This is a genomic window from Cellulomonas avistercoris, assembly GCF_014836445.1.
Taxonomy (GTDB): Bacteria; Actinomycetota; Actinomycetes; order Actinomycetales; family Cellulomonadaceae; genus Cellulomonas; species Cellulomonas avistercoris.
The window spans coordinates 431,956-458,945 of the sequence record NZ_JACSQV010000001.1 but is presented as its reverse complement, the minus strand read 5'-3'; the positions used below and the strand labels follow the sequence as shown (position 1 = coordinate 458,945).

27 protein-coding genes and 1 tRNA gene are annotated in these 26,990 nt (G+C 74.1%); 15 read left to right on the top strand and 13 right to left on the bottom strand.

Annotated elements, in window-relative coordinates; translation table 11 throughout:
• Positions 1–29: 29 nt before the first annotated feature.
• Positions 30–326: a nucleotidyltransferase family protein gene (locus H9657_RS02130; RefSeq protein WP_191779820.1), complete on the top strand. Its 297-nt coding sequence runs from the start codon at positions 30–32 to the stop codon at positions 324–326.
• Positions 327–345: 19 nt separating this feature from the next.
• Positions 346–654, top strand: a complete 309-nt coding sequence (locus H9657_RS02125; protein WP_191779818.1) for a HepT-like ribonuclease domain-containing protein — start codon at positions 346–348, stop codon at positions 652–654.
• A gap of 182 nt (positions 655–836) precedes the next feature.
• Here H9657_RS02125 and H9657_RS02120 read toward each other — a convergent pair whose 3' ends face one another.
• Entirely contained in the window at positions 837–1,148 is a 312-nt protein-coding gene (locus H9657_RS02120; protein ID WP_191779816.1) for a hypothetical protein, read from the bottom strand.
• 140 nt (positions 1,149–1,288) lie between these two features.
• On the opposite strand from H9657_RS02120, the gene H9657_RS02115 reads away from it, so the two are divergent.
• On the top strand, positions 1,289–2,107 hold the full coding sequence (locus H9657_RS02115; protein WP_191779814.1) for a hypothetical protein: 819 nt from the start codon (positions 1,289–1,291) through the stop codon (positions 2,105–2,107).
• Positions 2,104–2,307: a hypothetical protein gene (locus H9657_RS02110; RefSeq protein WP_191779812.1), complete on the top strand. Its 204-nt coding sequence runs from the start codon at positions 2,104–2,106 to the stop codon at positions 2,305–2,307. The genes H9657_RS02115 and H9657_RS02110 overlap by 4 nt, the downstream gene beginning before the upstream one ends.
• A 28-nt stretch (positions 2,308–2,335) precedes the next feature.
• On the opposite strand, the gene H9657_RS02105 is transcribed toward H9657_RS02110, so the two are convergent.
• The 5 genes from H9657_RS02105 to H9657_RS02085 form a co-directional block, all read right to left on the bottom strand.
• Positions 2,336–3,394: a Fic family protein gene (locus tag H9657_RS02105; protein ID WP_191779810.1), complete on the bottom strand. Its 1,059-nt coding sequence runs from the start codon at positions 3,392–3,394 to the stop codon at positions 2,336–2,338.
• A gap of 114 nt (positions 3,395–3,508) precedes the next feature.
• A complete protein-coding gene (locus H9657_RS02100) occupies positions 3,509–6,898 on the bottom strand; it encodes an ATP-binding protein (protein ID WP_191779808.1) in 3,390 nt (1,129 codons plus the stop codon).
• Entirely contained in the window at positions 6,895–7,683 is a 789-nt protein-coding gene (locus H9657_RS02095) for a DUF4194 domain-containing protein (RefSeq protein WP_191779806.1), read from the bottom strand. The genes H9657_RS02100 and H9657_RS02095 overlap by 4 nt, the downstream gene beginning before the upstream one ends.
• Positions 7,680–9,149 carry a DUF3375 domain-containing protein gene (locus H9657_RS02090; RefSeq protein ID WP_191779803.1) on the bottom strand — a complete coding sequence of 490 codons (1,470 nt, stop codon included), beginning with the start codon at positions 9,147–9,149 and terminating at the stop codon, positions 7,680–7,682. The genes H9657_RS02095 and H9657_RS02090 overlap by 4 nt, the downstream gene beginning before the upstream one ends.
• 184 nt (positions 9,150–9,333) lie before the next feature.
• A tRNA-Leu gene (locus H9657_RS02085) sits at positions 9,334–9,416 on the bottom strand.
• A gap of 177 nt (positions 9,417–9,593) precedes the next feature.
• Here H9657_RS02085 and H9657_RS02080 point away from each other — a divergent pair.
• From H9657_RS02080 to dinB, 4 genes are all read left to right on the top strand, one after another.
• The gene (locus H9657_RS02080; protein ID WP_191779801.1) at positions 9,594–10,805 is read left to right on the top strand and encodes an AI-2E family transporter; all 1,212 of its coding nucleotides are present in this window, start codon (positions 9,594–9,596) and stop codon (positions 10,803–10,805) included.
• A gap of 59 nt (positions 10,806–10,864) precedes the next feature.
• Entirely contained in the window at positions 10,865–11,833 is a 969-nt protein-coding gene (locus H9657_RS02075) for a PaaX family transcriptional regulator (RefSeq protein ID WP_318241231.1), read from the top strand.
• Positions 11,834–11,981: 148 nt separating this feature from the next.
• Positions 11,982–13,265, top strand: a complete 1,284-nt coding sequence (locus H9657_RS02070) for a cellulose binding domain-containing protein (protein WP_191779799.1) — start codon at positions 11,982–11,984, stop codon at positions 13,263–13,265.
• 134 nt (positions 13,266–13,399) lie between these two features.
• Positions 13,400–14,656 (top strand): DNA polymerase IV, encoded by a 1,257-nt coding sequence (dinB, locus tag H9657_RS02065; protein ID WP_191779797.1) that lies wholly within the window; start codon positions 13,400–13,402, stop codon positions 14,654–14,656.
• 37 nt (positions 14,657–14,693) lie between these two features.
• On the opposite strand, the gene H9657_RS02060 is transcribed toward dinB, so the two are convergent.
• Positions 14,694–15,146 (bottom strand): flavin reductase family protein, encoded by a 453-nt coding sequence (locus H9657_RS02060; RefSeq protein WP_191779795.1) that lies wholly within the window; start codon positions 15,144–15,146, stop codon positions 14,694–14,696.
• Positions 15,147–15,199: 53 nt separating this feature from the next.
• Positions 15,200–16,669 carry a class I adenylate-forming enzyme family protein gene (locus H9657_RS02055; RefSeq protein WP_191779794.1) on the bottom strand — a complete coding sequence of 490 codons (1,470 nt, stop codon included), beginning with the start codon at positions 16,667–16,669 and terminating at the stop codon, positions 15,200–15,202.
• A 58-nt stretch (positions 16,670–16,727) separates the two neighbouring features.
• On the opposite strand from H9657_RS02055, the gene H9657_RS02050 reads away from it, so the two are divergent.
• Both H9657_RS02050 and H9657_RS02045 read left to right on the top strand, forming a co-directional pair.
• Complete coding sequence (locus H9657_RS02050) at positions 16,728–17,114, top strand: tautomerase family protein (RefSeq protein ID WP_191779792.1); 387 nt, start codon at positions 16,728–16,730, stop codon at positions 17,112–17,114.
• Positions 17,111–18,328, top strand: coding sequence for a M20 metallopeptidase family protein (locus H9657_RS02045; protein ID WP_191779790.1), 1,218 nt, complete (start codon positions 17,111–17,113; stop codon positions 18,326–18,328). Before H9657_RS02050 ends, H9657_RS02045 begins: the two co-directional genes overlap by 4 nt.
• A gap of 65 nt (positions 18,329–18,393) precedes the next feature.
• Here H9657_RS02045 and H9657_RS02040 read toward each other — a convergent pair whose 3' ends face one another.
• From H9657_RS02040 to H9657_RS02025, 4 genes are all read right to left on the bottom strand, one after another.
• Positions 18,394–20,415 (bottom strand): YcaO-like family protein, encoded by a 2,022-nt coding sequence (locus tag H9657_RS02040; RefSeq protein WP_191779788.1) that lies wholly within the window; start codon positions 20,413–20,415, stop codon positions 18,394–18,396.
• The gene (locus H9657_RS02035) at positions 20,412–21,212 is read right to left on the bottom strand and encodes a nitroreductase family protein (protein ID WP_191779786.1); all 801 of its coding nucleotides are present in this window, start codon (positions 21,210–21,212) and stop codon (positions 20,412–20,414) included. Before H9657_RS02035 ends, H9657_RS02040 begins: the two co-directional genes overlap by 4 nt.
• Positions 21,209–22,015 carry a class I SAM-dependent DNA methyltransferase gene (locus H9657_RS02030; RefSeq protein WP_191779784.1) on the bottom strand — a complete coding sequence of 269 codons (807 nt, stop codon included), beginning with the start codon at positions 22,013–22,015 and terminating at the stop codon, positions 21,209–21,211. The genes H9657_RS02035 and H9657_RS02030 overlap by 4 nt, the downstream gene beginning before the upstream one ends.
• An 88-nt stretch (positions 22,016–22,103) precedes the next feature.
• Positions 22,104–22,379 carry a hypothetical protein gene (locus H9657_RS02025; protein ID WP_191779782.1) on the bottom strand — a complete coding sequence of 92 codons (276 nt, stop codon included), beginning with the start codon at positions 22,377–22,379 and terminating at the stop codon, positions 22,104–22,106.
• A gap of 233 nt (positions 22,380–22,612) precedes the next feature.
• On the opposite strand from H9657_RS02025, the gene H9657_RS02020 reads away from it, so the two are divergent.
• Genes H9657_RS02020 through H9657_RS02000 form a run of 5 tightly spaced genes read left to right on the top strand, consistent with a single transcriptional unit; the run spans position 22,613 to position 25,620 of the window.
• Complete coding sequence (locus H9657_RS02020) at positions 22,613–23,659, top strand: MupA/Atu3671 family FMN-dependent luciferase-like monooxygenase (protein WP_191779780.1); 1,047 nt, start codon at positions 22,613–22,615, stop codon at positions 23,657–23,659.
• Positions 23,660–23,682: 23 nt separating this feature from the next.
• Positions 23,683–23,910: an acyl carrier protein gene (locus H9657_RS02015; protein ID WP_191779778.1), complete on the top strand. Its 228-nt coding sequence runs from the start codon at positions 23,683–23,685 to the stop codon at positions 23,908–23,910.
• Positions 23,907–24,383, top strand: a complete 477-nt coding sequence (locus H9657_RS02010) for a hypothetical protein (protein WP_191779776.1) — start codon at positions 23,907–23,909, stop codon at positions 24,381–24,383. Before H9657_RS02015 ends, H9657_RS02010 begins: the two co-directional genes overlap by 4 nt.
• Positions 24,380–25,375, top strand: coding sequence for a 3-oxoacyl-[acyl-carrier-protein] synthase III C-terminal domain-containing protein (locus H9657_RS02005; protein ID WP_191779774.1), 996 nt, complete (start codon positions 24,380–24,382; stop codon positions 25,373–25,375). The genes H9657_RS02010 and H9657_RS02005 overlap by 4 nt, the downstream gene beginning before the upstream one ends.
• Positions 25,372–25,620 carry a phosphopantetheine-binding protein gene (locus H9657_RS02000; RefSeq protein WP_191779772.1) on the top strand — a complete coding sequence of 83 codons (249 nt, stop codon included), beginning with the start codon at positions 25,372–25,374 and terminating at the stop codon, positions 25,618–25,620. The genes H9657_RS02005 and H9657_RS02000 overlap by 4 nt, the downstream gene beginning before the upstream one ends.
• A gap of 4 nt (positions 25,621–25,624) precedes the next feature.
• Here H9657_RS02000 and H9657_RS01995 read toward each other — a convergent pair whose 3' ends face one another.
• The gene (locus tag H9657_RS01995) at positions 25,625–26,971 is read right to left on the bottom strand and encodes a condensation domain-containing protein (RefSeq protein WP_191779770.1); all 1,347 of its coding nucleotides are present in this window, start codon (positions 26,969–26,971) and stop codon (positions 25,625–25,627) included.
• Positions 26,972–26,990: the final 19 nt, after the last annotated feature.

Genomic DNA, 26,990 nt, shown 5'->3' with positions numbered 1-26,990 from the left:
CGCGGCGGGCTGACGGCTAGCCTGTCGCCATGATCCACGTCGACGAGCGTCAGTACCGTGCGCTGGTCGACCTGTGCGCGAGGTACGGGTTCGCCAGGCTCGAGGTCTTCGGGTCGGTCGCGCGTGGCGAGGAGCGCACGGACTCCGACATCGACGTGCTCTACGACCTGCTCCCCGGGCGGCACGTGACCTGGGAGGTCATCGACGCCGCCGAGGAGATGTCGCAGATCCTCGGACGTCCGGTGGACCTCGTCTCCCGCAGAGCGGTGCATCCGCTGCTGCGTGAGCGCATCGAGATGGAGGCCCGGGCGCTCTACGCGGCCTGACCTGCTCTTCGTCGTCGAGATGATCGATGCGGCTACGCGGATTGCCGCGCTCACCACGGGTCGGGACGCGGCTGCCGTCGACCGGGACGCCACCGTCCGTGAGGCTCTGCTCTGGAACTTCACCGTTCTCGGGGAGGCGGCGAGCCAGGTATCGCAGGAGACGCGGTCGCAGCACCCGGAGCTTCCGTGGCGTCGCGCCGCCGGACTGCGCAACAGGATCGTGCACGGCTACTGGTCTGCCGACATCGACGTCCTCGTGTCCACCGCGCACGACGTCGTGCCTGGGCTCCTCGTCCAACTGCGCCAGGTCCGCGACGCTCTCTCCTAGCGTCAACGGCGACCCCGGTGGGTGGGTCGGCAACTGGTCGCCTTGGCGACAGCGGTCCCGGCGTCGCGCCCTCGTGGGCACGTCCGGTCGCCGGGCGCCGCACCGTCCGAGCAAGTGGTCACACCTGCGGTGCTGGGCCCGGGAAGTGGTCGCATGTGTGACCCGTTCGAGCGTCGCGCGCCTCACAGCACCCGCAGTGCCTCGCTCGCGTCCCGCTCCCGGCGTGCGAGCGCGTGCAGGACCTCGCCGTCGCCGTGGCGGCGGCGGGCGGCACCGACGAGCACGTCCACCGCCACCTCGAGCGTCGGTGCGGGGGCGCGGACGTCGCTGCCCAGGCTCACGGCCAGGTCCTCGGTGTGCGCCGCGAGCTCGCCGACGCTCATCCCCGCGAGCACCGACGGCCGGCCCCAGGCGTTCGCGACCTGCTCGCTCGTCACGAGGTCGACGGCGACGTCGGCACCGCGGGCGTAGGCGTCACGCGCCGAGGTCGTCATGACGGGATTCTGGCAGCGGACCGGTGCTCGGTCGAGGAGCGCCGTCAGCTGCGGTCGGACGTCGTTCACACCGGACGGTGGGTGCGCGGACTCACCCGAAGGGGGTGTACGTGCCGTGGGGCGACCGTCACAATGCCGACATGGCCACGGACGCCCGGGGGGGACCGTCGGCCGACGCAGCGCGGGTGCGAGGTGCCGCTGCCGCCGTCGGCTCGACGGGGGAGACGAGTACGGCGAGCCGCCGGAGGGCCGAGGGCGCGGTGGTCAGGTGCCCGGACCCGTCGGTCGCGGATCTCGGGGTCCTGCTGTCGTCCCGCGGCTGGGTGGCAGCCGCGCCCGAGGAGTGGCGGTGGCGCGCAGCCGGCACCGTGCACGCGCGCGTCCTGACGTCGCGCGACGGCGGGCTCTGCCTGGTGCTGGGGGACACGGGGCCGGGGGACTGGTCCGGTCACGTGGACGTGACCACGCTCGCCGCGCGCCTGCCCGACGTCGAGCGGCACCGGGCCGGCTGCGCGCTGCCGGCCTGGGCGGTGACCGACAGCCTGCTGGTCGACGCGGGGATCGGTGCCGGGCGCGCGGGATCCCGGTGGCGCGGCTGGACGGTCGTGCGCGACCTCGACGACGTCCTGACGCTCACGACGCGGACCGGACCCCTGGCGGCGCGACGCCCCACGATCACCTTCACGCCACGGCCCGCCCGGGACGTCGTGCGCAGCCCGCAGGCGGTGGGCCTGCGGCTCGACGGCCACCCTGCACGGACGTTCTGGACGCACCGGCTGCGTGCGCTGGCGAGCAGGCTGCAGGGGACCGGGCTGCGGTCACCGACCTGTGCGACGTCACCGAGTACGTCGACGCGGCGTGGGACGTGCACGGCGTGCTCGACCCGCGCGGCGGGTGGTCCTTCACCGGCACGGGCCACGGCGGGTGGCGCCGGGGGCACCCGCTGCAGCCCGTCGTGACCGTGACGTTGACGCGCACCCCGGGGGAGGTCCTCGTCGAGCTGTGCGGCCGGGAGCCCGGGACCGTGGCCTCGACGCACCGGGTCCCGGTCGACGAGCTGCCCGCGCGGCTCGACGAGATCGAGACCCATCGGCCCGGTCGCTCCGCGCCGTCCTGGCCGCGGCCGCCGCTGCCGACGTGGCAGTGCCTCATGACCTGACCGGTCGTCCCGGCCTCGACCAGGGCGTTCAGCCGCGACGGCTCCACGTGGCGCTGCGCCCGACGCCGTCGGCCTCGATGAGGCCCTCGGTCCGGAGCTGGGCGAGGACGAGGCGGATCGTCTGGTCCGAGACGTCGGGCAGCCCGGCACGGACCTCGCTGATCCGGAACTGCGGGCGCGCGTGGTGCAGCACGTGGTCGCGGACGCGTCCCTGCTTGCTTCCCGCACGGCGTGCGCTCGACGTGAGCGCGGCCAGCTGGGTGGTGACGTCCGCGAGGGCGCTCACGAGGTACCGCAGCCACGGCCACGGGTCGTGCCGGGAGAGGTGCCAGTCGTGCGTCGAGTCCAGGAGCGCCGTGGAGTACCGCTCGGGTGACCGCGCCATCACCGGCTCCACCGGGACGTACCGGGTGACGTCGTACCCGGCGTCCTGCAGCAGGGCGTTCGTCAGCATCCGCGCGACGCGCCCGTTGCCGGCGACGAACGGGTGGATCGCCAGGAGGTCGAGCGTGAACAGGCCGACGAGGACGACCGGGTGGTGGCGTCCCGCGTCCTGGGCCCGGCGGTACCGCGCGACGAGCTCGTCGAGGTGCGCGGGCGTGGCGGCGACGGGCACCGGTGTGAAGCGCTTGACCCGTGCGCCGTCCGGCGCTGCACCGGCCACGACGTTCTCGACCTGCCGCAGCCGGCCGCCGGGGGTCGGGGTGAACCGGAAGAGGAGGCGGTGCAGGTCGAGCACGAGGTCGACGTCCGCACGGGGCCGCTGGTCCTCGTCGAGGTCGTCGAGGTGGTCGAGCGCCGCGCCGTACCCGGCGAGCTCCTGCTCGTCCCGGTCCCGCAGGCCGTCGATCCGGCGGGCGAGGACCTGTGCCGTGCGGGTGCGGTCGCTCACGACGATGCCGTCCATCCCGCAGGAGGCCTCCGTGCTCGCCGTCCGCGCGTGGCCGGCGAGGGCCTCGAGCAGCTCCGGCAGCACGAGCCGGTGCAGCGGCTGGCTGCCGCGGCCGGCGTCGACGGTCCGGAGGTCGGCCACCACGCCGAAGGGGACGGCCCCGACCAGCTGGTCCAGATCCTCGAAGGACCTCACGACAGAATCACCTCAAGAACTTCCTGAACAGCACATCAGCGCGATGACCTTAGCGGGTTTGGTCAGTTTCATGGGGAGTTTCAGGACGCGGGCGTATCCCGGTGTGCGGCGCGATCAGGACCGTCCCGTCTCTTGCGGGACACCCGCGACCGGCTTGGTCCGCGACCGCCCCGCGGTGTCCTTCAGGACGACGTACTTGAGGTCGACGTGCGGCTCGAGCGCGCTGAACTTGTCGTTGGGCGCGCCGATGACGAGCTGGAACCCCAGGCCGCGCCACGCGCCGACGGCGCGTCCCGTGAACCGGGCGTCGGCCTTGATCAGCGCCTCGTCGAGGAACACCGGGGCGTACCGCGGCCGCGCGGCACCCGCGTCGCCGAGCTGGTAGCGCAGCGCCGCGCCCACGATGAACGCCACGAGCTCCTGCGACTCGCCGCCGGACTTCTCCCCGATGTGGTCGTACAGCGCCACGTGGTCCCCGGCGAGGTCGACCTTCTCGGCCGACAGGCGCACGTGGCGACGCACGTCGACGAGGTCGGCGAAGTCGGGCGACGAGCGCCGGATGCGGTCGATCACCTTGGCCATGCGGTGGTAACGGCGCTCGCGCTCGGCGTCCGTCGCCTCGGTCGACAGCTCCTCGCGCAGGTCCCGCAGCTCCTTGCGGAACCGTGCGACGACCGTCGACTGCGTGTCGCGCGCGTCGATGCGCAGGCGGTGCCCGTCGTCCGCGAACGGCAGGTCCGCGAGGATCTCGTTCACCGGGCGGATGCGTTCCTTGATCTCGCGCAGCGAGCGCGTCAGCGCGCTGTGCAGGTCCGCCAGGTCGTTGCCCGACAGCCGCAGCAGGCTCGTGCGCCAGTCCGCCTCGAGCTCGTGCAGCCCGTGTGCCTCGAGCTCCGCGAGGATCCGGGCGTAGTCGGCGTAGGAGGCGTCCGGGTCGGTGCCGAGGTTCGGGTCCGGCCAGCGCTCCGCGAACGTCTCGAACGTGCGCCGCAGCGCGTCGCGCGCGGTCGCGACGGTCTGCTGCGCGCTCTGCCGGTCGGCGCGCAGGAGGTCCGCGGCACGCGCCACGACGCCGTCGAAGGCGGCCAGGGCGTCGGCGGGGTCGCCCACCACCCCTGGTCCGTCACCGTGCGGGGTCGCCACCTCGGTCGTCCCCAGCACCTCGGCGAGGTAGCCGCGCTGCTCGGCGTCCAGCCGCGTGCCGGCGTCCTGCGCGGCGTCGAGTGCGCCCTGCGCGGCGTCGACGTCGTCCGTGGTGGCCGACCAGCGCGCGCCCAGCTCCGTGGCCGTGCCCTTGGTGCGGCCCAGCTGCTCGGTGAGGTCCTGGATCTGCGCCTCGAGCTCGGTGGCGCGCTGCTGGAGGCGCACGACGTCCGGGCTGCCGGACGTGACCTCCCCGACGAGCCGCTCCCACCGGTCGCGCTCGGCCTCGACCCCCGCGACGTCGACCTGGTCCCACGTGAGGTCGACGATCGCCGCGTACGCGCGCAGCGTCGCGTCGTGCCGGTCCCACGCGGACTCCGCGGCGTCGACGCGTGCCTCGGCGTCCGCCAGCCGGGCCTCGGCCCGGGCGACCTGCCGGTCCAGGTCGGCCAGCCGACGCGTGTTCGTGAACCCCAGGACGTTGGGCTTGCCCTGGCCGCCGTGCGCCCCGCGCCGGCCCTCCGAGACCTGCCCGGAGCGCGTGAGCGCCTTCTCGTGCTGCGCCAGCTCACCCGTGGTGTCGACGCAGACGTACGCGAACCGCGACGCCAGCTCGCTGCGCAGCCAGCCGGTGAACGGGCCCTGGCGGTAGTCCAGCCGGCCGGGCAGGGTGCGTCCGTCGAGCCCGACGTCGTCCCGCATGCCCGTGGGGACGCCCTCGAACCGCAGGCGGCGGCTCGTGCGGACGGTGTCGATCGCGCGACGGAACGCCTGCAGGTGGGCGACGTCGATGAGCATGAGGGTGGCGAACCCGCCGAGCGCCAGGTTGAACGCGTCGCGCCAGGGCTCGTGCTCGGTGCGGACCTCGATGAGCTCCGCGACGAACGGCAGGTCCTCGGTCGTCAGACCGGCGACCTTCGCCAGCGCGGCGCGCGTCGCGTGCAGGTCCGCGGGGACGTTGTCGTGCCGGTGCTGGGCGTCCGCCTGGTCGCGCCGCAGCACGGCCAGGTCCACCGACGCCTCCTTGCGCTCGGACATCGCGTCGAGCAGTGCCTGCCTGGCGCTCGCCTTGGCGTCGGAGTCGGCCAGCGCGTGCCGCGCGCGACCCACCAGGTCCGTGAAGGCGTCGGACGACGCGACGGTCTCCCCGAGCGTCGAGGTGAGGACCTGGTCGAGGCGCGCCCGGGCCCGCGTGACCTCCTCGAGGCGGGCGGCCACGCCGCGCAGTTCGCGCTGCGCCGTGGCGAGCCGGTCGCCGCCGGACGCCCAGAGCGTCTCCTTGACGCCGTCGAGCTCGACACGTGCCGCCGTGACGCGCGCCGAGGTCTCCGCGGCCAGCCGCAGGGCCTCGCCGTGCCGCTGCCGCAGGTCCTGCTCGACGTCGCGCAGCAGGACCAGGCGCCGCTCGTGCCGCCACAGCGCCGCCGGCGACGTGCCGTCGTCGAACCCGCCGACCGCGTCGACGACGCGCAACCGGGCCGCCGCACCCTCGATGGCGGCGCGGTGCTCGGCGATCGACTCCAGCGCCTTGACCTGCTGGCGCGCGGTGATCATCTGCTCGCGCGTGCCGGTGAGCTTGTCGAACTGCTCGACGACGGCGTCCGCCGTGGCGAACGTGTCCGGCTCCTCCAGCACCATCGACTTGTACAGCGCGTCGACGGTCGTGATCTGCTGCCCGGCCTGGATGCGCCCGAGCAGCGCGACGGCCTTGCCGCCGTCGCCGGCGGCGCCGATCCCGAGCGTCGAGTGCAGGCGCGCGGTGAACTCGCGGTCGGTGTCGAAGCACGTCAGCCCGGCGGCCGTCAGCGCGGAGCGCGCCAGGCGCTGCGCGGCGGCGGGCTCGAGGTCGCGCAGGTCGAAGGGGCCCTCGCACGTCGCACGGACCGCCGTGACGTCCTCGAGCGTGCGCGCCACCGACGGGACGTACCAGCCGCGCACTGCCGTGAACCGCGTGCCCGACTGGTCCGCCCACGTCATGGCGATCGCCGACCAGGTGTCCTTGCCGTCGCCGCGCAGGACCCGCTGGCGGGTGCCGTCCTCGGTGCGGGACTCGTCGAGCTTGCCGCGCGCGTAGGACAGGATGTTGCGCTGGTCCTTGCCGCGCGGCCGCCCCACGACACCGCCGTTGGAGGCGCCGTTGAACGGCGTGGTGTGCGGCATGAGCAGCGCGATGTACGCGTCCATCAGGGTGGACTTGCCGGACCCCGACCCGCCGGACAGCAGTGTCGCCGTCGACGCCAGCCGCACGCGGTGGTGCCCGTCGTAGCCACCCCAGTTGACGAGCTGCAGGTCCAGGGCGACCCACTGCTGGCCCGTCGACGCCGCGGGGATGAGCCCGAACAGCGAGTCCACCATCGTCACGGTGCCGTCTCCTCGTCGTCGTCCGCGTCGTCCGCGTCGGCCGTGCCTGCCTCGTCAGCGGCGTCGTCAGCGTCGTCGTCCGCGGCCACCTCGTCGGTCGGCACGTCGGGCTCCTCGTCACCCTGCCCGTCGTGACGTGCCTGCAGCCACGCCCGCAGCTCGGTGAGCCGCTCGGTGCTGAGCACGACCTCGACCAGGGACGTCACGCGGTAGCGCCCCTCGGACTCCTCCTCGATGACGCCGTCCTTCGCGAGCCGCGCGACCGCCGTGCGGATCTCGCGCTGGTGCGCCGCGACGTTCGTGTCGTCCGGGTCGAAGTACGTCAGCGCGGTCGCCTCGAGCTCCTCGACGTCGACGCGGGCCGACGTCTCGCCCGCGCCGCGCTCGCGCTGGAACACCGTGCGCAGGTGCACGAGCACGAGCGTCTCGGCGCGCGTGTACGGCTCGTCGCGCAGCAGCACCGGCACGTCGAGCTCGGCCGAGCGCACCTGCCGCTTGTACGCGATGCCCCGGTCGTGGTCGACGACGAGGTGCACGAACAGGTCGTGCAGCCGCGACTCGACGACCTGCTGGTTCTCCAGCAGGGTGCGCCACTGGGCGCTGTGGCGGTCCGCGAGCAGGAACCGCCGCTGCAGCAGGCGCACCAGCACCCGGCGCACGTCGGCGTCGAGCGTGCCCGTGTCACCGGCGAACAGCTCGGCCGGGTCGTCCTCCATCGCGACGGGCGAGATGAAGCCGCCGCTTCGCACCTCGGCGTCGTCGTGCGTGACGTCGGTGTCGGTCATGCGCCTTCTTCCCTCGTCCTCGTCGTGGCCGCGCCGAACGCGAACCGGCGGCGCGTGCCGTCCGGCCGGACCGCGTCGACGAACACGACCTCGTCGCTCTCCGTCATGCCGCGCTGGTGCGCGATCTCCAGCAGGCCCAGCAGGTCGACCGGGCGGCGCAGCTCGACTGGGGCGGCACCGAACGCCGCCGCCAGGTCCACCCGCGGCGAGCCGGCCGCGAACTCCACCAGGTGCGCGTCGAGGTCGGCGTACCGCGGCCCGCCCCACGCGCGCGCGTCGGAGTCGCTCACGTCGCCGTCGTCGTCCCACTGCGACAGCGCGTCCGGCGCCTGCGGCGGTCGCAGGTCGTCCGGGGTGCGGCGCAGGTGCTCGACGTCCGCGACCGGCAGGCGCCGCAACGGCGCGACGGCCTGCCCGCGCCGCGATCCCGGCAGCCACGCCTGCATGCCCGTCATGACGTCCCGCAGCAGGTCGTCGACCTGGCGGTCGCGCAACGGGTCGTGGTTGCGCACCTGCGCCGTGATGACGTACGACGCCTCGCGCTGCGCCGCGAAGACCTGATCGAGGCCCTGCTCGATGCGGCGGACCAGCTCACGCAGGTCCGCCCGCTGCGCCGACGGCAGCCGCGCGGCGAACCGGTGCCGCAGCACGGTCTCGAGCTGCGTGGCGAGCTCGTCGAGCCGCTGGGGGTCGCCCAGGAGCCGCAGCGCACCACCGAACGCACGGCCCTCGGGGGTCGCGTCCATCACCTGCTCACCGCGCCGCAGGTACTCGCGCAGCACCTCGCCCGTGGGGCGGGCGTCCTGGCGCAGCGCCGTGACCACGTCGCGCTGCATCGCCTTGATCGACTCGGCGACGCGAGCGAAGTCCGCCGGCAGCTCGCGCACCAGGTGCACGACCGTCTCGGCCTCCTCGAGCAGCTCCTCGTCGTCGACCTCGTCGACCTGACCGGTCCGCTCGAGCCGCGCGATCTCCTGCTGCAGACGTCGGACCTCGGTGTCGAGGCGTGCGATGCGCACCATGACGTCCGGGTCGGCGTCCAGGGCGAGGCGTTCGACGGCCTCGAGCACGGTGCGCACGCGCGACTGCGACACGCGTGCGCGCGTCCCGCCCGCGCGGCCCGCGACCTCGAGGGCGCCCACCGCGTGCGCCGACAGCCGGTAGACCTCGACGTCGTCGTCCAGCACGTGCCGCACCAGCCAGCCCGCGTCGGCCCACTGGCGGCACAGGTCGCGCGCGGAGCCCACCGGCAGGTCGTCGCCGTGACCCGCCGCACGCAGCTGGTCGAGCGCGTCCGCGACCTCGGTGTGCGCGTCCGCGACGGGCACCGAGGGGCGCTCCGCGGTGAAGACGAGCGACAGCAGCGAGACCACCAGGGGAGCGTGCCGCTTGTGCAGCAGGTCCAGCATGGGGTTCTGGAACGCCCGGACCGCGCCCAGGTACGCCCCTTCGACTCGAGTGATCATCGCGGGACAGCGTAGGTGGGTCGAGGTCGTCGGCGGGACACCGCGGCGCCCGCACGCGGGTGACGCTGCGCACCGCGCCACACCGCGCCCCGTCGTCCCCAGCGGGAGGGACGCCGGTCGCACGAACGACAAGAGCCCCGATCCCGGCGGGGATCAGGGCTCGTGCCGTCGCTGTCTCAACGAGTGTCCGGAGGGGGACTTGAACCCCCACGCCCTTTCGGGCACTAGCACCTCAAGCTAGCGCGTCTGCCATTCCGCCACCCGGACAGGTGGGCGTCCGCGGGGCCCTTGCGGGCACCTCGGCGCGGCAGAGAACATACCACGGTGCGGGGGGCGTCCCCGCATCGGCAACCGCTGCGCACGTCCGCCGGAGGGTCGCCGCGCACCCGCCCCCACCCGGGGGCAGACTGCACCTGACGGTTCCCCGTGGGTGGAGGTCGCAGCATGGTCGACGTGTCCGACACACGCTCACCCGGCCCCATCAGCGCGACGGCGCGCAAGGTGGCCGGTGGCAGGCGCAACCCCGCTGTGGTCGGACGGGACGACGCGGCCCCCCGGTGGCTGCGCCGCTCGGCGGGCGTCTCATGGCGCCTGCTCGTGGTGCTCGCCGCGGTGGTCGTGGTGTTCTACGCCACGTCGCGCGTGACGCTGCTGTTCATCGCGGTGTTCCTCGCGCTGGTCTTCACGGCCGTGCTGCGCCCGCTCGTCGAGCTCATGTCCCGCGTCATGCCGCGCGGCCTGGCGACCGCGCTGTCGTTGCTGGCCGGGATCCTGTTCTTCGTCGGGCTGCTCACGTACGTGGTCTTCTCGATCGCCACGCAGTGGAACGACCTGAGCAAGCAGTTCGCCACCGGCATCAACCAGATCACCGACTTCCTCGAGAGCGGCACGCTGCCGTTCACCATCACCAACGCGCAGATCGCCGAGTGGATCGACAACGCCGTCAGGTGGATCCAGGACCACGCCGGCGACCTCGCGGGCGAGGTCGCGGCCAGCGCCGGCACGGTCGTCGAGGGGTTCACGGCGCTCGCCCTGGCGGTGTTCTGCACCATCTTCTTCCTCGCGCGTGGCACGCAGATGTGGACGTGGTTCCTCAACCAGCTGCCCGCCCGGGCGCGCGGCACCTGGATGACCGCGGGAGGCGCCGGCTGGTACACGTTCTCCGGCTACACGCGCGGCACCGTGATCATCGCGATCACCGACGGCATGCTCGCGTTCCTCCTGCTGAGCGTCCTGCGCGTCCCGCTCGCGGCACCGCTGGCCGTGCTCGTGCTCATCGGCGCCTTCATCCCGCTCATCGGTGCGCCTGCCGCCATGGTCGTGGCGATGATCGTCGCGCTCGCCGCCAACGGCCTGTGGTCCGCGGTGGCCGTCGGCGTCGGGATCGCGCTCATCGGCCAGCTCGAGGGCCACGTGCTGCAGCCGCTGATCATGGGCAAGCAGGTCTCGTTGCACCCGGTCGTCGTCGCGCTCGCGGTGACGGCAGGCACCTTGACGGCGGGCATCCTCGGCGCCGTGATCTCGGTGCCGCTCGTCGCCGTGGCGTGGGCGATCTTCTCGCGGCTGCGCACGGTCGACCCGCCGATGGAGGAGGACGAGGTCGACGACGACGCGGACGTCGACGAGGACGACGAGGCGGCCGTCCTCGAGCGGTAGGCCCGGCGACCGTGCGCGGGCGGCCCTCGCCGTGGCGCCGGCTTCGCTAGGTTGACCGCGTGACAGCGCAGACGTCGGGCGGCGGGGTGGACACCCCGCGGTCGCAGGCGGGTCCTCGACCGCAGCACCTGCTGGCGACCGTCCTGGGGGAGTACCTGGACTCCTCCGACGCCCTGATGCCGGCCGCGGCTCTCGTGGCCGTGCTGGGTGAGTTCGGCATCAGCGCCGGCAGCGCGCGAGCAGCGCTCGCACGGCTGGTGCGGCGCGGGCTCGTCGCGTCCCGGGGCGCGGGTCGGTCGACGACGTACCACGTGCGGGCCGACGTGATCGCGCACCACCGTGCGGTCATGCACGCGTTCCTCTCCTTCGGGGCGGTGCCGCGGCGGTGGGACGGCCGGTGGCTCGTCGTGTCGTACTCCCTGCCGGAGTCCGGCCAGTCGCACCGGCACGCCGTCCGCAAGGCGCTGGGGGAGCACGGCTTCGCGCGGCTCTACGACAGCGTGTGGATCAGCCCGGCGCCGGAACCCGCGACGGTGCGCGACGTCCTGCGCGAGCTGCTCGCCGACGTCGTGGGCGCCCGCTGGACGGTCATGCGGGCACGGTTCGACGAGGACCCCGCGGCGCAGGGGCCGCAGGGGGCCTACGACCTGGAGGCGCTCGGGGACGCGTACCGGGCGTTCGTCGCCGAGCACGCGCCGCTGCGGGCCGACGTGCGCGCGGGCCGCGTGACCCCGGCACGCGCGCTCGTCGCGCGAGCGACCGTCATGGACGCCTGGCGCACGTTCGCCGGCACCGACCCCGACCTGCCGGAGCACCTGCTGCCCCCGTCGTGGCCCCGGGCGGAGGCGCGCGAGACGTTCCTCGAGGTCCACACGGCGCTGGGCCCGCTCGCGCAGGAGCGCCTCGTGGAGCTCATGACGCCCTTCTGGCCCGAGGCGGAGTCCTGGGTGACGCACTTCGTGGCACCCGACGACCCGCTGGCCCCCCCGCGCGGTGGCCGGGCCGACGCGCCGGTGGCGCGCCGCTGACGTGCCCAGCGGCGCCGCTGTCCGTGGCTGCCGCCCGCCTTCCGCGCGGAAACGATTAGGACCCTGGTCGCCGCCGCCGGACTTCTCGACATTTGTCATGACTGCGGCAACGGTATGGGTGCAGAAGCCCACAGCCTGGAGGTAGCCCATGAGACGCACCATCGGACGGGCGGCGCTCGCCGCCGCCTTGACCCTCGGCGGCCTGGTCGGCGCGGCGGTCCTGACGCCCGCGGCCGCCGCCCCGAGCGGGTCGGGCCCGTACCCCGCCGACTACTCGACGACGAGCGCCCTGCCGAACCACACGATCTACCGACCGTCGAACCTCCCGGCGGAGCGGATGCCGATCGTCGTCTGGAGCAACGGGGCGTGCTCGGCGGACGGGACCTCCGCGCAGAACTTCCTCAAGGAGATCGCGTCCCACGGGTTCCTCGTCATCTCGAACGGCCGCCCGGGCGGCAGCGGCAGCTCGAGCTCCGCATGGCTCACGCAGGCGATGGACTGGGCCGTGGCGCAGAACTCGAACGGGCAGAGCAACCTGTTCAACCGTCTCGACACCAGCAAGATCGGCGTCGCCGGCTTCTCGTGCGGAGGCGTCGAGGCCTACGCCGTGTCGGGTGACCCCCGTGTCACGACCACCGGGATCTTCAGCAGCGGCCTGCTCAACGACGCGGACGACTACCAGCTGCGCCGGCTCGACCACCCGATCGGCTACTTCATCGGCGGACCGAGCGACATCGCCTACCCCAACGCCATGGACGACTGGGGCAAGCTGCCCGCCGGCCTGCCGGCCTTCATGGGCAACCTCAACGTCGGGCACGGTGGGACCTACCACGAGACGAACGGCGGCGAGTTCGGGCGCGCGGCCCAGCTGTGGTTCCGGTGGCAGCTCAAGGGTGACACGCAGGCCGGACGCGCGTTCGTCGGGCCCAGCTGCGGGCTGTGCAACACCGCCTGGACGGTCCAGCAGAAGAACCTGACGCTCAACGAGCCGACGCCCACCCCGACGCCGACGCCCACCCCGACGCCGACGCCGACGCCGACGCCGACGCCGACGCCCAGCGTCACCCCGACGCCCACGCCGTCGCCGACCGTCACGCCCACCGCGAGCCCCACGCCCACCCCGACGCAGGGCTCGGGTGGTGCCTGCACGGCGACGTACAAGGTCGCGAACCAGTGGGGCGAGGGATTCGTCGCCGACGTCACCGTGACGGCGGGCGCGAACCTCGAGCGCTGGGTCGTCACTCTCCAGCTCCCCGGCGGTGCCGGGGTGGCGCACACCTGGAACGGTGTGCGCGGCAGTGCCAGCACCGGCGTGGTCACGGTGACGAACGCCGACTGGAACGGTCGGCTCGCGGTCGGTCAGAGCACCGGCTTCGGGTTCCAGGGGACCGGCAACGGGGCGGGCGCGACCGTCTCCTGCGCGGCCGCCTGACGACCGAGGGCGGTGCGACGCGGTGGGCCACGGGGGCGGCCCGCCGCGTCGCGCCGTCCGACGTACCGGCGCCGGTGGGCACTGAGCCGCGGACGGGGCAGACGATCGAACAGGTGTTCGACTACGCTGCTCCCATGTCCGGTGCGACGATCCTGCACGCCGACCTCGACGCGTTCTACGCCTCGGTCGAGCAGCTGCTCGACCCCCGTCTGCGCGGACGGCCGATCGCGGTGGGAGGCAGCGCGCGCGGTGGCGTCGTGCTCGCGGCGTCCTACGAGGCCAAGGCCTACGGGGTCGTCGGCGGCATGCCGGGCTGGCGTGCCGCGCGGCTGTGCCCCTCGCTCCTGTTCGTCCCCGGGCGGTTCCGGGAGTACCAGCCGCTCGCTGACCGGGTCATGGACGTGCTGGGTGACGTGACCCCGGCCGTCGAGCGCATCTCGATCGACGAGGCGTTCCTCGACGTCGCGGGCTCGACCCACCTGTTCGGCACGCCCGCGCAGATCGCGACGCTCCTGCGCCGACGGGTGCGCGACGAGATCGGCCTGCCCATCTCGGTCGGCGCCGCCCGGACCAAGCACCTGGCGAAGATCGCGTCGCAGGTCGCCAAGCCGGACGGGCTGGTGGTCGTGGAGCCCGACGCCGAGCGCGCGTTCCTCGAGCCGCTGCCGGTCGGGCTGATGTGGGGGGTCGGGCCTGTCGCTCGCGCCCGGCTCGCGGAGCGTGGCATCACGACGATCGGCGAGCTCGCTCGCACGCCGTCGAGCGCCGTGGAGCAGATCCTCGGGCGCGCGGTCGGTGCGCGGATGTCGGCCCTGTCGCACAACGAGGACCCCCGGCAGGTGGCCGGAGCAGGACGCGCGAGGTCCGTCGGGGCCCAGTCCGCACTGGGGCGCCAACGCGCGACGCGCGAGCTGGTCCGCGAGGTCCTCAGCCACCTCGCCGACCGCGTGGCCGGGCGGCTGCGTGCCAAGGACCGCGCCGGACGGACCGTGACGGTCCGGGTGCGGTTCCCCGGCATGCGGTCCGTCACGCGGTCGCTCACGCTGCCGGGCCCCGTCGCCACGACGCTCACGCTCACCGAGGTCGCCGAGCAGCTCGTCTGGCAGGCCATCCGTGAGCAGCCGCGGGCGGAGCCCGAGGTGAGCCTGCTCGCGGTGTCGGTGTCCGGGTTGGTGCCCCAGTCGTCGCTCCAGCTGGAGCTGCCGCTCGCGACCGACGACCCCCGGCATCCCGGATCGGCGCCCGGTGCCGCGCGCTGGGCGGTGGACCGCTCCGTCGACGCCGTGCGTGCCCGGTTCGGCAACGGGGCCGTCGGCTACCTGCCCACCGCGATGCCACGGGTCCGGACGGTGCCCGAGGAGTTCCGCCGGCTCGCCGAGCACGACCTGTGACGTGCCGCCCCGAGCCCGCCCTGATCTCAGCGCCGTGTCAGGTGGGCAGGGCGAGCGTGCGCTGCGCGCGGCGGTGGTGCACCAGAGGACGCTGCGACTCGTCGCTGCTGGCGTGCTCGACCCGGCCCACGAGCAGCACGTGGTCGTGCACGGGCCACGCGTCCTCGAGGACGCAGACCAGGACCGGAGCGGCACCCGTCAGCACCGGGCACCCCGCGACGTCCTCGTGCGCGACGCCGTCGAAACGTCGCCCGGCGTCGCCCGCCGCGAAGGTGTCTGCCAAGGCGCGCTGCGGCCACGTCAACGCGTTCACGGCGAACGGGACGGTGCCGCGGGTCAGCCACTGCGCGGTGCGGCTCCGCGCACCGAGCGAGAGCACGAGCGAGGGCGGATCCAGCGACAGCGACATCAGGCTGTTGACCGTGCAGCCCAGTGGGCCGTCCGGACCGTACGACGTGACGACCGTGACGAACGTCGGAAGCTGTGACATGGCGGTCCGGAAGCCCTCCGGCGAGACGCGCGACGACCCGGCGGGCGACGCGCTCACGGCGAGCCGGCCGGGCGGTCGACCGTGAGTGACGCCCGCAGCGCCGCCTTGGCGATCTTGCCGGTCGCGGTCCGCGGCAGCGGTCCGGTCACCCACCACCGGTCAGGGGCGCGGTCCCGGCCGAGGTGCGTCCGTGCGTACGCCGCCAGGTCCTCCTGGCGGTAGCCGTCACCGGGGACCACGGCGGCCGCCACGAGCTCGCCGAGCGCCGCGTCCGGGACCGCGAAGACGGCCACGTCGAGCACTGCGGGATGGGCCGCCAGGACGGCCTCGACCTCGGCGCTCGAGATGTTCAGACCGCCCTTGATGATGAGGTCCTTCTTCCGGTCCGTGAGGTGGACGTCCCCGAGCTCGTCGACGTGGCCGACGTCGCCCGTGCGCAGGAAGCCGGGCGGGGAGTACATCGACGCGGTCGCCGTCGCGTCCCCGTAGTAGGTGCGCAGCTCGGGCCCGCAGCCCACGACGAACGCGATCTCGCCGACCTGCCCGGCCGGCAGGGGCGTCCCGTCGTCGTCCAGGATGCTCACCTGCGCGGTCGTGCCGTTGCGGCCCAGCACCTGGGGGCGGGCGGGGTCGACGACCTGCCGCAGGAAGTGCTGCCCTGCCTCCGTGAGCGTGTAGTGGTTGGTGACCGCGGCACGCGGCAGCGCCTCGGCGAGCGCGGCCGCCACGTGCGGGGGCGTCGCGGAGCCCGCGAGCACCACCACGCGCAGTGCGTCGAGGCGGCGGCCGGTCAGGGCGCGCGACCGCAGCAGCATCGTGGCCATCACCGGTGACACCCCCAGCCACCCGGCGCCTTCACGTTCGAGGACGTCGACGACGTGTCGGGGGTTGAAGGTCGACATCACGTGCGTCGTGGAGCCGAGCAGCGCCCGCGACATGGCGTTCTGCGCGGCCGACGTGTCGTACGGGAACGCGTGCACCTGCACGGTGCCCGCCGCGAAGGGCGCGGACACCAGGCTGCCGTACGGGCACGCGACGCCCTTGGTGCGGCCCGTCGTGCCCGAGGTGTAGATGATGCTGGCGAGCGTCCCCGCCTCACGGGACGTCCCGTCCAGCACCGACCCCCCGTCGAGCGGGCGGACGTCCTGCGCCGCGACCCGCGGGACGTCCTCGTCGAGGACCGAGGGGCGTCCGACGACGGCCGCGGCACCGCAGTCCCGCGCGATCCGGCGCAGGTCGGCGTCCGCGAAGCGCGGCGAAGCCGGCACGGCCACGAAGCCGCCCGCGAGCGACGCCAGCCACGCGGCCGCGAGCAGCGGGGCGTCGGTCGTGTCGAAACGCAGGACGACCCGGTCGCCGCGGCGTGCACCGACGGCCTGCAGCCCGTCGACCACGGACCGTGCGCTCGCGTGCAGCTCGCGGTAGGTGAGGCCGACGGACCCGTCGCCGGTGACCGCGAGCCGGTCGGGATGCTCGTCGAGGGCGCGTGCGGCGCCGTGCAGGAGATCCGGTGGGTGTTCCATCTCAGCAGTACCTGCCGTCCGGGGAGAAGGGGGTGGTGTGTACGATTTGCGCGTGGCGATGGCGCATATCGAAATGACCGAGGGTCGGGTCGCGCCGGTCGACGCCAAGAAGCTCATGGCGGCGGTCCGGCGGGCGATGATCGAGGTGCTGAGAATTCCGCCGGACGACCCGCTCGTGCGGTTGTCGACGTTTCCGCGCGACCACGTGCTCGCACCCGCGCGGATGCGCGAGGTCACCGTCCACGTGCTCATGTTCGCGGGACGTCCGGAAACGACGAAGAATCGTCTGTACGCCGAGGTCGCGAACCGGTTCGAGGCGCTCGGCGTCCCCCGCGGCGACGTGCTCGTCGTGGTTCACGACGTCCCCGTGGCGAACTGGGGGGTCGGGGGTGTCCCCGCGGGTGACCTCGACCTGGACATCGTCCTCGCCCCGGACGCCGAGTGACCCCGGCGGCGGGGACCCCGCCGGCGGCCGACCTGTTCCGGCTCGACCTGTCCGGCGCGGTCGCCGCCGTCATGCCGGCCGTGCTGCGCCTGCGCCGCGAGCTGCACGTCTGGCCCGAGGTCGGGCTGTCGCTGCCCCGGACGCAGCGGGCCGTGCTCGGGGCACTGCCCGGTGACGGGCTCACGATCAGCACCGGGCGCGGCTCGAGCTCGGTCGTGGCGGTGCTCGAGACCGGTCGCGCGGGACCGCACCTCATGCTGCGCGCCGACATGGACGCGCTGCCGATCGCGCAGGACCCGTCGGCCGTCCCGCGCTCGCGGGTGCCCGGCGTGATGCACGCGTGCGGGCACGACGCGCACACGGCGATGCTGGTCGGTGCCGCGACCGTGCTCGCCGCGGCGCGCGACACGCTCCGCGGACGTGTCACCTTCGTCTTCCAGCCGGGGGAGGAGGGGCACGGCGGTGCCGCGCTCATGGTGGAGGAGGGGCTGCTCGACCCACTGCCCGACTCCGCGTTCGCGCTCCACACGTCCCCCACCTACCCGGCCGGCACGCTCGCGACGCGCGTGGGGCCGATGTTCGCCGCCGCCGACTGGTTCACCGTGCGGGTCGTGGGCGATGCGGGGCACGCGGCGCTGCAACGCCCGGGCAATCCCGTGACGGCTGCCGCCGAGCTCTGCCTCGCCCTCGAGCGCCTGCCGCTCACGTCGGGACCGTTCGAGGCCGCCGTGGTCACCGTCGCCGGCCTGCAGGCGGGAGACACGCACACGGCGATCCCCGCGACGGCGACGCTGCGCGGCACCGTCAGGTCGTTCTCGCCCGCGGCGGGACGACGTCTGCGGGACGAGCTGGTCCGCGTCACCACTGCCGTCGCCGCGCTGCGCGGCGTCGGGGCCGAGGTGACGTGGGAGCTGTCCTACCCCGTGACCTCGAACGACGCGGCGTGCACGCAGACCCTGCGGCGCGTGGCCCGGGACGTGCTCGGAGCCGACGCGGTCCGGGACATCGAGCACCCGCTGACGGTCTCCGAGGACTTCGGGGAGATCGGCGCGCGGGTGCCCGCCGTCATGGCGCTGATCGGCACCGGTGACCCGGGTGCCGGTCCGGCCGCCCCTAACCACTCGCCGGGGTTGCGTGTGCACGAGCCCGCCCTCGAGGGCGGCGTCGCGCTGCTCGTGCGGTACGCGCAGGCCGTCGTCGGGGCTCCGGCGTGAGCCCGTCCCGTCCCCTGCGGGCGTGACGGCGCGAACGTCCGCCGTGGCCGTGCGCAGCCCGGGCGTCATGTGAAGAAGTGCGGGGGGCCGCCGTTCTCCCCCAGGTCGGCGCGGACGCCGGGGGCGCCGACAGCCGCCGCGAGGCGGTCCAGACGGCTCCCCCCCAGCTGCCACGGTCGTCGTCCGAACGCCACGGGGATCATCCCGGGCACGACGACGCGGACCACGTGGAAGCCCACCTCCTCGGCGACGGGGAGGGTGCAGTCGACGACGAGCGGTGCGTAGCCCCGCGCGGTCAGGGTCGCCGTCGCGGCCTGGAGCGCGTCGGTCGGTCCCCGGCCGACGGCGGGTGCGGGTGCGGCATGCCGCGCTGCGGTCGACGCACCGCTCAGCACGTCGAGCGTCGCCAGCGCCTCGTCCGACTGGTAGTACGCCATGCCGTACTCGATGCTCGAGGGGTCGAGCCGGGACAGGTCGGTGGGGACGATCTGCGGACGGCTCCCGAGGTAGAGGAAGCCCCGCCACACCTCGCGCAGCGCCTGGTGCACGGCCCCGTGGAGGTCCGGGGCGGCAGCCGCCCCCTTGAGGAGGTAGGGCGCAGGCCCGCCGGGTCGGTCCGCGAGGGCGAGGACGCCGGGCACACCGGCGTCACCCGTGAGGTCGAAGAGCTGCAGACGGAAGCCTGCGGCTGCCAGCGTCGCCTCCTGGCGCGCGACGGTGTCGTCGTCCACGGCCAGGCGCGGCAACGCGTGCCGCAGCAGGAACAGTGTCGAGAGCGCGTCCCGTTCGACCACCTCCATGAGGGCGGCCAGGATGGCCGCGTCCCGGTCGGGATGGGCGGCGACACCGGTCGACGACACCGTCAGCAGCGGTGCGCCCACGGCGCACCCGGGGTGCACGGCCTCGGCGGGCACCCAACGTGGCCGGCCGTCGGAGAGCGTCGTCGCACGTGCCCAGAGGTACGGGGAGGCGTCGTCGGGCGGGCGGTGGGGGAAACCGCTGCGCGCGTACTGCTCGGGCCGGAACAGCGGCAGCGACGACGGGGGGACGGCGTCGTCACCGAGCTCCGTGACCGTCGCTCGCACGAGCCGCTCGCGCGCCGGGTGGAAGGTGCAGAAGCGCTCGACGGCCTCGCCGAGGCAACGGAGCGTGGCCAGGTCGTCCTCGGGCGCGTCGCCGAACGCCACGAGCGGCGTCGTCACCGCGCGCGGGTAGGCAGAGTTCACTCGTGCCTGGGCGACGACGTACGACGAGCCGTCCGGGGACGCGAGCCGCTCGACGGTGAGGGACCCGACGGCCCCCCGCTCGACGACGAGCGCGGCCAGGTCGCCGGCGGAGCGCCCGGGCCGGCGCCCCCCGACGGGCCCGGGCACGGGCTGCGCCGGTACGGGGCACGTGCACGACGGGTGCCGCCCCACCCACCGCAGCTCGTGGGCGCGGTCGGCGGTGAGCACGGCCAGCCCCGCCCTTCCGGGCTGTCGTCGGTCGGCCGCGGTGAGGGCGTCGAGCGCTGCGTCGATCGCGTCCTGCGGGACCGTCCGGTGCGTCCGTCCGGTCATGACCTCGAAGCTCAGCGCCTCGAGCGTCTCGACGGGGTGCCGGCGGGTGCCGACGTACCACCGGCCCACGCACTCGGCGCAGGCGGCGGTGTCCGCGGGCCAGAAGGCCACGACGGTGTCGGGCCCGTGCGCCACCAGCGCGACGTCCCGCCGTCCGACCAACGACGTCGTGTCGCCCAGTCCCCGCCACCCCGTCACGAGCGTGTCGTGCACGAGGACGCCGTGGACCGGTGCCGGTCCAGGTGCGTCGAGGGGAGCCTGCTTGGCGTCGTGCGCACCGGTCCGCAGCCACCCGTCCCGGCTGCCGTGGGCGACGAGGTCCTCGGCGAGCGGCAGCAGGTGCCGGGGCAGGAGCAGGTCCAGGTCGGCACGTGTGCTGCCACGGTGCAGCAGGTGCACGAGCCGTCGCAGGTCGTTCCCGTCGTCATGGGGCACGCGCCACCGCCGCAGCGCAGCGGGGAACCCGCCGAAGACGCCCTCGGGCGACAGGCCCAGCATCCCGCCCGGTGCGAGCGCGTGGTGCGTCATGTCGCCTGACCGTCGAGGAACCCCGGCAGGGCGCCCGCGAGCGGTTCCCACGTCCGCTCGGCCGCGCGCCGTCCGTACTTGATCGCGTAGTGCTCCGGCCACGAGGTGACGGGGTCACCCGTCACCTCGAAGTAGTTCACGGCCTGCAGCTCTGCGTCACCCCGTCGCAGGTAGGCCAGCGTCTCGTCGACGTCGGGAGGTCCGGGCCGTGCGTCGCGGTGCAGGACCATGTCGCGCGGGTACCGCGGACGGGGCGGGACCACCTCGGCCGGGTGGCCGGCCACCAGGACGTGCAGCGGCATGCAGGACCGTGCCGGCAGGCCGAGGAGCCGGGCGACCTCGTCCATCGCGAGCAGGGGGTTCGCCACCATGCACACCCCGAGACCGGCGGCCCGCAGCGCCAGCGCGAGGTGGTGGGCGAAGATCGAGGCATCGATCGTCCCGACCATGAGCCGGCTCGTCCGGTTCATCGAGCTTGGGCCGACGAGCGCGTCGGCGATCACGTCCTGGCGCGACCAGTCGACGTACACCAGCAGGAACACGGGGGCGTCGTGGACGAACGCCTGCACCGCCATCGCGCTCTCCAGCTCGGCGCGCAGGTCGGGGTCCGTCACGTACGACACCGAGTACGGCTGGTGCCCCGAGGCCGACGGTGCACGCTGGGCGAGGGCGACCGCCTGCTCGACGACGGAGTCCGGGACGGCGTCGGCCGTGAAGCGACGGACGCTCGCACCTGACGCGAGCAGGGCCGCCGCGGCGTCGGTGCCGGCGCACGGCAGGGTCTCCTCGCGCGTCACGCGTCCTCCCGCACGAAAAGCCCGTACAGGTGGTGGCTGCCGGGTGCCGACGACCCCGCCTGCAGGGCGTCCCACTCGACGTCGTCCAGCCGGCGGCGGAACTCGGCGTCGCCGAGCCGCTCGCGGAACGCGGGGTCGAAGAGGAAGTACGAGGAGACCGTGGGGAGGGTCCAGGTCCCGACCGTCCGTGCGCCGTGGCGGGCCATGAGGTCACGCAGCTCGCGGTCGGTGAAGGCGTGCAGCGGGAGCTGCTCCCACCCGACGACGTCGCCGTCCCGGACGAACTCGGCGAGCCGGTCGAGGTCGTAGCCGTCGCGCTCCTTGAAGACCCGCAGGTACCCCCACCGGCTGTCGACGCTGAGGAGCACCGTGCCGCCGGGCCGGGTCGTGCGCACGAGCTCGGCGGCCCCGCGCTCCGGGTCGCCGCAGTACGACAGCGGGTCGCCCATGCACAGCGTGAGGTCGAACTGCGCGTCGGCGAGCGCCGACATGTCCTGGACGGGCGCGGTCAGCGGGTGCACACGACCGGGCGTCGCGCCTGCGCGCACTGCGGACTCGACGGCCGCGCTGACCATGCGCTCGGCGAGGTCGGCGAAGACGACGTCGGCGCCACCGACGGCGAACGGGATGCCCCACTTGCCGGTGCCGCACCCCGCGTCCAGCACGCGCTCGACGGGTCGCCCCGCGAGGTGGGCGCGGAGCAGGCGGCGCGCGGTCCGGTGCGCGATCGCCCACACCGAGTCCTCGCCGAACTCCTCGTCGTAGGCCTCCGCCGCAGCGTCGAAGTAGGTGCTGGTGCTCACGTTGCTGGCTCCTCGCCGACGGCCGGGGACAGACGAGAGGTGGGCCGGGACGGGGTCCAGGCCCACCTCTCGACGGGTGGGGCGGAGGTCAGGCGCTCTCGAACGCGAGCGCCGACTCGAGCGCGACGGCGGACTCGAACGCGACGGCGGACTCGAACGCGAGGGCGGACTCGAACGCGAGGGCGGACTCGAACGCGAGTGCCGACTCGAGGGCGACGGCGGACTCGAACGACACGTAGGCCGACTCGAGGGCGACGGCGGACTCGAACGACACGTAGGCCGACTCGAGCGTGAGGGCCGACTCGAACGGCGCGTGGGCCGACTCGAGGGCGAGGGCGTTCTCCAGCAGGGCGGTTGCGGGCACGTGCTCTCCTTGGTCAGACCGATAAGTCACAGTGAGACTAGGGTGACCCGTTTGGGTGAGTCAACGGCTTGTGTCCGATTCGGCGGGCCGTGTGGCTCGGGCGGCCGTGGCGGCCGCGTCGCGCACCCTGGCGGTGCGGCCCGCACGTGAGACCGTCCTTTCCGGGAGCCTTGCGGGGGCGTGGGCCCGTCACTAGTCTTGCCCGGTCTGTCCGTTCTCTCCCAGGGGTTCCCATGGATTTCAGTCTGCTGTTCTTCGCGAATCGCGAAGCGACGGATCCACCCCAGGAATACGACGTGCTGCACGATGCGGCAGCATTTGCGGACAGCCACGACTTCACGGCCGTCTGGGTGCCCGAACGGCATTTCCATCCGTTCGGCGGGGCATATCCGAACCCCGCGCTCGCCGCCGCCTCGTTGGCGCGGGCGACGTCCCGCATCAGGCTCCGGGCGGGCAGCGTCGTGCTGCCGCTGCGCGACACGCTGAACGTGGTCGAGGACTGGGCGTTCGTCGACAACCTGTCGCGCGGCAGGGTCGACCTGGCGCTCGCGACCGGATGGATCGCGAACGACTTCGTCCTCGCCCCCGACCGCTACCAGGGGCGCAAGGAGTACCTGCACCAGGCGATCCCCGAGCTCCGGAGCCTGTGGGCGGGCGGGACGGTCGAGCGCGTCAACGGCGCGGGGGAGACCATCGAGGTGCGGACGTACCCGCGGCCCGTCCAGCCCGAGCTGGACCTGTGGCTGACGTGCGCGTCGAACCCGGAGACGTTCGTCCGGGCGGGGGAGCTGGGACTCAACGTCCTCACCGCGCTGCTCTTCCAGAAGGTGACGGACCTGGAGCCGCGCATCGCCGCCTACCGGCAGGCGCGCGAACGGGCGGGCCACGACCCCGAGGCCGGCACGGTGACCCTCATGGTCCACACGTTCGTCGCCCCGACGGACGACGAGGCGCGCGCGGCGGTGGAGTCCCCGTTCAAGGCGTACCTCGACTCGGCGGTCGACCTGTGGAAGAACCAGTGGGCCCACCTGCGCGGTCCCGACCGTGCCCAGATGCTCGACTTCGCCTTCGAACGGTACTTCCGGTCCGCCGCCATGTTCGGATCGGTCGAGCGGTGCACCGGCTTCGTGGAGCGGCTGCAGGAGGTGGGTGTCGGGGAGGTGGCGTCGCTCATCGACTTCGGCGTCCCGACCGATCAGGTGCTCGCGTCGCTCGAGCACCTGGACGAGGTCCGCGCCGCCGTGCAGTCCGCCCCCGGCGTCGTTCTCACCGACGCGTGACCGCCCCCGACGCAGGAGGACCCATGGCCGACCCGCTGGTCGAGAGCTGGGCGAGCGCCTTCCGGCTGCCCGTCACCGAGCTGACCCCTGCGAGCGACTTCTTCGAGCTCGGCGGGGACTCGGTCACCGCCGTCGCGATCGCGGCCGAGGTCAAGCGGCACCGGGGGATCGACATGCCGCTCACCGTGTTCTTCGAGCACGGCACGCTCGGCGAGATGCAGGCGTGGCTCGCGGCCGAGCCCGTGGCATGACGGGGTCCGACCACCGGCCGCCCCATGCCGAGCAGGCGTGGGCGACGGCGGACGAGCTCACGCAGGCCCGGCTCCGGTTCGAGGCGCTCATGCCCGGCTACCGCGCCCCGGCCGTCCACGGCACGGTCCTGCGGCACGCGGACGGCTCGGTCGAGACGGGCGCGGTGAACAGGGGGGAGCACCTCCTGCCCGCGGCCGTGCTGTCCCTGCTGGTGGGATGGGACGGCGTCACGCGCACCCTGGAGCTGCCGGGGGTCCTGCTGGCCCGTGCCGTCGACCTGATGGCGCCCGCGGAGGCGGCACGCGACTTCGAGCACCCCAACATCCGCGCGTGGCGTCGCATGCTGACGCACCTCGCCGGGCACCCGGACTGCAGTGCGCTGGTGGTGCTGGTCGCCGACGAGCTCGACCCGCCCGCGGGCCCTCACGACGTCCTGGTGCGCGAGCAGGTGGCGGGGCGGACGTCGTCGTGAGGGACGGGCAGGTCACGGTCTCGTTCCTGCCGGCGACCGACGTCTACCTCGCGCACGTGGCCCATGCGCTCGGTAGCCCGGTCGCCCTGGCCGAGCTGCCCGACGCCGCCGTCGCCGGGGACGCCCCGGCGCGTCGGGCGGTGCTCGCGGCCGAGGGCATCGGCGGCTGCCTGGTCGGTGACGGCAGCAAGGTCGGGTCCGCACGCCGGGCGGCCGTCGCGAGCGCCGCCGGCGCGGGCTCCGGCGTGGACGCCGTCCTGATGTGCACCGACACGGCGCCCGACCGCTCACCGAGCCTGGACCTGTGGGACGTGGTGTCCGAGGTCGGCGCCCCCCACGTCACGGCGGCGACGGTCGGCGGCCACGGCTGCGGCAACCTGGGTGCCGCGACGCAGCTCGGCCTGGACCTGATCAGCGGCGGACGCGAGAGCGCCCTCGTCGTCACCGCGGACCGGGTCGACCCGGGCGCGTCGCGGTTCCTCGAGTCCGGCCGGACGTTGCTCAGCGACGGTGCTGCCGCGGCCGTCCTCACGACCGTGCGACCCGGGCACGGGTACCGGGTCCTCGCCGTCGCCGCAGGTGGGAGCCCGGCGAGACCCGTGGGTGCGGGAGGTCTTCGGGGCGCAGCGCCGCTGGTCGCCGGGCTGGGCCGGGCGGTGGCCGCGGTGCACGACGCGTCAGGCACCGGCCCCTCCGACGTCAGGCACGTCCTGCCGGGGAACGTCGGCGCGAGCGCCCGGGCGATGATCGCCATGGCGGTCCGCGCACGCCCCGAGAGGGTCTACGCACCGTCCGCCGCCTCGTTCGGTCACTGCTACTCCGCCGACCTGCTCGTCGCGCTGGCGGAGGCGCCGGCACGGGGGGACGTCGCCGACGGCGACGTGGTGCTCCTGGTGCCGACGAGCGTCCGGAGCTGGTTCGTCCTCGCTCTGCAGTACGTCACCGCCCCCCGTGCCGATGGTCCGGGGATGCTCAGCGAGGAGATCGCATGAACGCCGACGACTTCTACGCCGCCATGACGGACTTCCTCGGTGAACGGCTGCGCGCCGACGCCGACGACGTGCCCGCCGCGATCACCGCCCAGCAGGACCTCGTCGAGGCGGGCCTGCTCGACTCGCTGCGCGTGATCCAGATGATCGCGCGCGCGGAGGAGCTCACCGGAGGAACGGTCGACCTGGCGGAGACCGACCTGGAGTCGCTCTACAGCCTGGAAGGTCTGTACGCGGCGGTGCGCTGACCACTCACAGCGGCGACCCCGCGGCCGCTGCGCGTCCCGCAGCGGCGGCCAGCACGTCCTGCCGCACCTGCGCCAGGACGGCACCCGCGGTCGCCCGGTCGATGACGCTCTCGTCGACCTGGAGGGACAGCAGGGCCGCCGGGCCTTCGGCGCCGAGCGTCACGAACGCCGTGCTGTCGGCGTTCGCGCGCTCGGACACCACGACGGGTGACGCGTCGTCGTCGCGGTCCGCTCCGTGCGCCTCGTTCGCCCACCTCTCCCAGCCGCGCGCGTCCAGCCGCGCGTCGTTGAAGAAGTAGGACAGGTCGCACGCGTCGCCCGTCGTGGCGAGGTCGCCGATCCGGGCGTGCAGCGCGTCGGTGTCGTACCGCGCGTTCAGGTAGGCGTTGACGGCGCCGCGGTGGACGGGCGCGACCAGATCCCCCAGCGAGGACGTCGCGGCGCCGGCCGGAGCGGAGAACGGGCCGTTCTGGACGGTGATGCCGACGAAGTCCGCGAGGGCGGCGTGGTGCCGGTTCCCGACGACGAGCTGCCACATCGGCGGCGTCCGCCCCGTGTGCACCGCGAAGGCACGGACGACCCCGGCGAGGACGACGCTGCCTGCGCTGCAGCGCAGGCCCGACGCGAGCCGCTGCGCCGCGGCCGCCAGCTCGACGGACCGCACGCGCAGCACGGGGTAGCTGCCCGGCAGGCAGGGGCGCATCCCGCGCCCGGGAGCTGCCGTACGCACGGCACGTTCCCAGCGGTCGAGGGTGGACTCGCTGCGGGTCCGGGCCTGCACCGAGGTCTCCTGCGCGACGAGGTCCCCGGTCTGGCGCGTGGGCGGCAGCGTCGTCCCGGGGTGGGCGAGCGCGGCGGCGACCCGGGCCCGGAGCAGCCGGGCACCGGTGATGTCGAAGGCCAGGTGGGAGAACGCGAGGACCACGGCGTGCACGCGCCCCCCGTGCTGCAGCAGGCCCACGTGCACCGGTGGCCCCTGCGGGTCCACGGCGCTGTCAGCCAGCGCGTCGCTCAACACCGCCACGGCGTCACCGTGGACCGCGTCGGGCTCCAGGACGAGGACCGGGAGGTCGACCGCGGGCTCGACCAGCTGACGGCGGGCGGCGTGCGGGAACCGGGTGCGCACGACCTCGTGGTCGCCGAGCACCGCGCGCAGCGCCTCACGCACCGCGTGCGCGGGCAGCGGCCCGGGGAGCGGCACGGGCAGCCGCATCACGAGGAAGCGCGCGTCCGGGCCGTAGCCCCACATGGCCTGCCACATGTTGGCCTGCGCCCAGGTGAGGGGCAGGGTCCGCGCGTCGTCGTGCGCTCCGCGCGGTGACACCACGGTCAGGACGTCCGTGCTCGGCATGGTCTCGTCGATCTGTCGA

Excerpts from the sequence above, each read along its gene's own strand:
- H9657_RS02130 (WP_191779820.1), top strand. The coding sequence starts at position 30 with ATGATCCACGTCGACGAGCGTCAGTACCGTGCGCTGGTCGACCTGTGC.
- H9657_RS02125 (WP_191779818.1), top strand. The coding sequence starts at position 346 with ATGATCGATGCGGCTACGCGGATTGCCGCGCTCACCACGGGTCGGGAC.
- H9657_RS02120 (WP_191779816.1), bottom strand. The coding sequence starts at position 1,148 with ATGACGACCTCGGCGCGTGACGCCTACGCCCGCGGTGCCGACGTCGCC.
- H9657_RS02115 (WP_191779814.1), top strand. The coding sequence starts at position 1,289 with ATGGCCACGGACGCCCGGGGGGGACCGTCGGCCGACGCAGCGCGGGTG.
- H9657_RS02095 (WP_191779806.1), bottom strand. The coding sequence starts at position 7,683 with ATGACCGACACCGACGTCACGCACGACGACGCCGAGGTGCGAAGCGGC.
- H9657_RS02090 (WP_191779803.1), bottom strand. The coding sequence starts at position 9,149 with ATGATCACTCGAGTCGAAGGGGCGTACCTGGGCGCGGTCCGGGCGTTC.
- H9657_RS02080 (WP_191779801.1), top strand. The coding sequence starts at position 9,594 with ATGGTCGACGTGTCCGACACACGCTCACCCGGCCCCATCAGCGCGACG.
- H9657_RS02070 (WP_191779799.1), top strand. The coding sequence starts at position 11,982 with ATGAGACGCACCATCGGACGGGCGGCGCTCGCCGCCGCCTTGACCCTC.
- dinB (WP_191779797.1), top strand. The coding sequence starts at position 13,400 with ATGTCCGGTGCGACGATCCTGCACGCCGACCTCGACGCGTTCTACGCC.
- H9657_RS02060 (WP_191779795.1), bottom strand. The coding sequence starts at position 15,146 with ATGTCACAGCTTCCGACGTTCGTCACGGTCGTCACGTCGTACGGTCCG.
- H9657_RS02055 (WP_191779794.1), bottom strand. The coding sequence starts at position 16,669 with ATGGAACACCCACCGGATCTCCTGCACGGCGCCGCACGCGCCCTCGAC.
- H9657_RS02050 (WP_191779792.1), top strand. The coding sequence starts at position 16,728 with ATGGCGCATATCGAAATGACCGAGGGTCGGGTCGCGCCGGTCGACGCC.
- H9657_RS02040 (WP_191779788.1), bottom strand. The coding sequence starts at position 20,415 with ATGACGCACCACGCGCTCGCACCGGGCGGGATGCTGGGCCTGTCGCCC.
- H9657_RS02020 (WP_191779780.1), top strand. The coding sequence starts at position 22,613 with ATGGATTTCAGTCTGCTGTTCTTCGCGAATCGCGAAGCGACGGATCCA.
- H9657_RS02015 (WP_191779778.1), top strand. The coding sequence starts at position 23,683 with ATGGCCGACCCGCTGGTCGAGAGCTGGGCGAGCGCCTTCCGGCTGCCC.
- H9657_RS02010 (WP_191779776.1), top strand. The coding sequence starts at position 23,907 with ATGACGGGGTCCGACCACCGGCCGCCCCATGCCGAGCAGGCGTGGGCG.
- H9657_RS02000 (WP_191779772.1), top strand. The coding sequence starts at position 25,372 with ATGAACGCCGACGACTTCTACGCCGCCATGACGGACTTCCTCGGTGAA.
- H9657_RS01995 (WP_191779770.1), bottom strand. The coding sequence starts at position 26,971 with ATGCCGAGCACGGACGTCCTGACCGTGGTGTCACCGCGCGGAGCGCAC.